Source organism: Nocardioides sp. (assembly GCF_036401255.1).
GTDB lineage: Bacteria > Actinomycetota > Actinomycetes > Propionibacteriales > Nocardioidaceae > Nocardioides.
Window position 1 is genome coordinate 1 of record NZ_DASWVI010000463.1, and the last position, 4,772, is coordinate 4,772.

General features: G+C 74.8%; 3 protein-coding genes. All 3 read right to left on the minus strand.

The features are described from left to right. Positions 1 to 3,626: FtsK/SpoIIIE domain-containing protein (locus VGD85_RS21135; RefSeq protein ID WP_331065405.1), on the minus strand; the 3,626-nt coding region annotated here is incomplete at its 3' end. A gap of 53 nt (positions 3,627 to 3,679) precedes the next feature. Continuing rightward, on the minus strand, positions 3,680 to 3,943 hold the full coding sequence (locus VGD85_RS21140; protein ID WP_331065406.1) for a hypothetical protein: 264 nt from the start codon (positions 3,941 to 3,943) through the stop codon (positions 3,680 to 3,682). Between the two features lie 72 nt (positions 3,944 to 4,015). Next, the coding region (locus VGD85_RS21145) for a peptidoglycan-binding domain-containing protein (protein WP_331065407.1) at positions 4,016 to 4,772 on the minus strand (757 nt) is incomplete at its 5' end.

A 4,772-nucleotide genomic window follows, 5' to 3' on the forward strand; every position in this document is an offset into this window, starting at 1 on the left:
GGGACCGGCGCGGCGCCGCGGCCGGCGACCGCCGGCTCGAGCAGGTGGCCGATCGCGCGGACCCGCTCGGCCTGCACCGGGGTGCCGGCCCCGCCGGTGGTGGCGACCTGCAGCGCGCTGCGGTTGAGCATGCCCGCGCCCGGGGGGCTGTCCGCGTCGAGCACGTTGGCCGGTACGCCCAGCATCAGGTAGTCGTCGGTGGTGGTCATCCGCAGGATGATCCGGCGGCCGAACGTGGCGGCCAGCGCGGTCGGCACGCCGGTGCGGCCCGGGGCCGTCGCGACGACGTGGATGCCGACCCGGCGGCCGTTCTGCAGCACGTTCTGCACGTGCTCGAGGTGCTCGCGGGCCACGCCGCCGGCCGACTCCAGGCTCTCCACGAGCGCGGGCAGGTTGTCGATGGCGACGTAGACCCGCGGCAGCACGGTGCCGGTGCGCGCCAGGTCGTCGAGGTCCGCGCAGCCGTGCGCGGCCAGCGCCGAGGTGCGGTCGGCGACCGTGCGGCGCAGCAGCCGGAGCAGCCGCAGGGCCCGGCCCTGGTGTGCCTCGGGCACGACCGCCTCGACCGTCGGCAGCCCCGCGATCGCCGCGAGCCCGCCGCCGGCGAAGTCGAGGCCGTAGACGTACGGCGCGGCCCGGTGCGGGCCGAACGCGTCGCCCAGCGAGGCCGCCAGCACGGTCGTGCGCAGCAGCTCGGTCTTGCCCGACCCCGAGGCCCCGTAGACCAGCAGGTGCCCGACGGAGGCGAAGTCGACGAGCAGCTCGGGCTGCGCCTGGGCGGCCGGCTCGTCGACCCGGCCGAGCACCACCCGCCCGGAGGGCCGGTCGGCGGCGTCGGCCATCAGCCGGTCCGGCTCGAGCAGCAGCTCGGCCGGCAGGGCGGGCAGCCACGGCCGCTTGGGCGGCGCGGCCTCCGTGCGGGCGAACGCGGTGCGGATCGTGGTCACGCAGCGCACCAGGTCGGTGCGAGGGTCGAGCCGCACCTCCTCCCCGGGTCCGTGCTCGAGGGGTGCGAAGGCCGAGAAGGGCTGCACGAGCACGGGGTTCTCGCTCGCGTCGACCGGCTGACGGGCGCCGGTCCACGCCGACTGCACGAGCTCGGCGGTGCCGTGGCCGGTGCGGCGGACCCACGCCCGGCCCGGCGTGCGCCGGGAGATCCGGGCCGCCTCCGGGGAGTCGATGACGTCGCGGGAGTCGTCGGCCGAGGAGACCCGCAGTGCGATCCGGAGGTCGGTGTTCGCCCGGATCGGGCCGGTCACGACGCCGGCCGGACGCTGGGTGGCGAGCAGCACGTGCAGGCCGAGCGAGCGCCCGCGCTGGGCCAGGTTGACCATGCCGTCGACGAACTCCGGCACCTCGCTGGTGAGCGCCGCGAACTCGTCGACGCAGATCAGGATGCTCGGCACGGCGGCCTCGGGGTGCTCGCGCTCGAGCTGGACGAGGTCCTTGACGCCGTACTGCCCGAGCAGGTGCTCGCGTGCGGTGATCTCGGCGCCGAGCGAGGCCAGCGCGCGCTGCACCAGGGCGGGGGTGAGGTCGGTGATGTAGCCGACCGTGTGCGGCAGGTCGGCGCACTCGCGGAACGCCGCGCCGCCCTTGTAGTCGACGAGCAGGAAGTTCATCCGGCTCGGTGGGTTGTTCAGCGCCAGCGAGCAGATCAGCGACTGCAGCAGCTCGCTCTTGCCCGACCCGGTGGTGCCGGCGACCAGGCCGTGCGGGCCGTCCTCGCGCAGGTCGATCGTGACGACGCCGTCGATGCCGAGGCCGATCTGGGCGCGCAGGCCCGAGGACTGGCTCCACCGGCGCAGCACGGCCACGATGTCGTCGAGGTCCTCGAAGTCGCTGCTCACCTCGGGCAGCCGCACCACCGACGGGATCGCGGTCGAGGGCGGCAGCACGGCCGCCTCGTCGACGTACCCGGTCATCGACCGCGCACTGCGCCAGGCGTGGTCGAGGCTGACCGCGTCGGGGACCGCCACCCGGGAGATGCCGCCCCGGTCGCGGACGCCCACCTCGCCGGTGCCGAGGTCGACGCGCAGGCCGGTGGCGGCCGGGACCTCGTCGGGGTCGGAGCCGAGCCAGACCAGGTGCAGGTGGCGCTCGGGCGCCGCGGCGGCGACGGCCTCGACCGTACGCCGGGGGATCCCGGCGTGCTCGTCGACGAAGCAGATCGTGTGCCCGGGGTTGCCGTCCTCGGCGACGAGGTGGTCCAGCAACGCGGTCGCCGCGCGGGCGCCGATCGCGACCGGGGGCTGCCCGCCGACCCGGGTCGTGGCGTGCGGCAGCCAGCGCAGCCAGGCCTCGTGGTGCCGGCGGCCGCGGCCGAAGCAGCCCGCGACGCTGACCTCGGCGGGGGAGTGGTCGAACCCGATCCGCAGCAGCATCGACCGCGCGAGCGCGTCCACGTGCTCCTCGGGGCCGGTCAGCGCGAGCACGGTGTGCTGGGCGAGGTCGGCCAGCACCGGCATGTCGTCGAGCGTCTCGCGCTCGGCGAGCTCGGCCGCGACCTCGCGGCGCGAGGGCCGGTCGCCCCCGTCCTTGATCGAGCCGCGCAGCATGGCCGGCACGGTGCCGGTGCCGAGCCGGGTGACCAGGAAGGCCTGGCGGTCCTCCGCGCGCGCCCAGAGGTACTTGTCGCGCGAGGCCGCCCGGGCGCGGACCGTCTCGGCGTCGGGGTAGTCGTCGTGGAGCTGGCGGCGCTGGCGGGCGGCGTGGTCGTCGAGGACCGTGAGCAGGTCGTCGACGTCGTGGCGCCACTCGGCCTTCTCCTCCTCGAACTGCCGGCGCGCCTGCCGCTTCTGCTGCCACCACCCGGCGGCCCCGAGCACCGGCCACGCCAGCATGTAGACGAGCGCGTACGGCGTCTGGGAGCGCATGAAGATCGCGATGCCCATCACCATGGGCAGCATCAGCATCGCCCAGGGCAGCGGCGAGGGTCGCTGCTTGGTGGGTGGCGACGGGACGTCGAGGACCTCCTCGAGGAGCGGGTCGCCGAACCGGGGCGGCCGGTACACCGACACCGCGGCCTGGTCGGACGCCTCCCCGGGCACCTCGCCGGGCTCGATGACCAGCGTGCTCCGGCCCAGCCGGATCGGTGTGCCCCAGTCGATCTCGCGGGCGCTGGTGAGCCGCTCGCCCGCGACCGTGGTGCCGTTGGCCGAGCCCTCGTCGTACACGGTCGGGCGCGCGCCGAGGACGATCCGTGCGTGCTGCTGGGAGACCATCGGGTCGGAGAGCCGCAGCGTGCAGCTGGGTGCCCGGCCCAGCGTCAGCGAGCCGGTGCGCACGTGCAGCCGTTGGCCACGGTCGGGTCCGTCGGTGACCCGCAGCACCGCGCGCGGTCGGGAGGTGGTGCTGACCCGGGTCAGCCACGAGGCCGGCGCGGAGACGACGTCGACGAGGTCGCCGGTGCGCAGCCCGCACTCCGCGAGCGGCCGGTCGGCCGGCCAGGGGAGGGTGCCGTCGAGCGGCACCAGGTGCAGATGGGGCTGGTCGGGGGCGACGTGGCGGCCGAAGGCGCGGGCCAGGTCGGCGACGGTGGCGCCCGGCCGGGCCCGCACGTGCACGTCCACCGACGGGAGGCCCGACTCGGGAGCTGGTCGCAGCGACAGGATCCAGCTCTGCATCGTCGGGCCTCGCGTCGGTGGGGATCGGTCGGGCAGTGGGTGGGGCGGTCAGGTCAGTTGGAGACCTGCTCCTGCTCGTGGGCCTGGTTGTTGATCAGCGTCGAGAACTCCTGCAGCGAGTTGACGACCTGCGTGAGCATCGTGCGGTAGTCGGACTGCCAGGCCTGGCGGGTGCGCTCGGCGTCCGGGCCGATCCACTCGAAGCCCTCGATCACCTGCGTGAGACGACCGGTGAGCTGCTCGAGCTCCGAGGCGCCCTGCGTGATCTGCTGGGCCGACTGGCGACCGGCCTCGACGTCCATTCCCTTCATCGGCATTGCTCTGCTCCTTCTGTTGTTCCGTCAGATCTGTGTGTGCGTGCGTGGTGGAGTGGGTGTGCGGGTGCTGGCTCAGCGGCCCTCCAATCGGCGTCGGACCGCGGAGGTCGCCTCGTCGGTGGTGATCCGGCCGTCGTGGTCGAAGTCGAGCGGCGCATTGGCGGCGTACGCCCGGGTGCCCTCGCTGAACAACGTCTCGCCCGCGCCGTGCGGGTGGCCGGACAGGATGGTCGTGTAGACGCTCTCCAGGTCGCCGAGGCGGCCGCGGTACGGCTCGAAGTAGCGCTCGACGTAGGTCAGCTGCTCGGTCGGCGTCATCCGGGCCAGGTCGGCGGTCGTGGTGCCCATGCCCCGGGCGGTGCTGTCCATGAACTGGATCAGCCCGGTCGCGCTGCTGTGAGGGTTGCGGACGTCGGCGGCGAACGTGCCGCCGGTCTCGAAGCTCATCGCGGCCATCAGGTGCTCGGGCTGGGCGCCGACCCGCTGGGCGACGCCCTCGACCGCGCGGAGGAACTCCGGCGTCACGTTCGCGTTGCCGCGCACGCCGCTGATCTGGTTGTAGTCGTAGCCGCTGGGGCTCGTGTAGCCGCTGCCCGGCGTCACCTGCAGCGGGTGCTCGGCCCGGTAGGCGTCGAACGCCGCCTGCGTGTTCGGCCCCCACTGGCCGTCGACGCCGCGGGTGTCGTAGCCCAGGCCGGTGAGCCGCTCCTGCAGCTCGCGCACCTCGGCGCCGCTGCTGCCGCGCCCGTTGCTGCTCGCGATCCGGTCGATCGTGGGGTCGCCGCCGGACCCGCCGCGGGCCGCGAGCGCGGCCCCGCCGAGGCCGAGG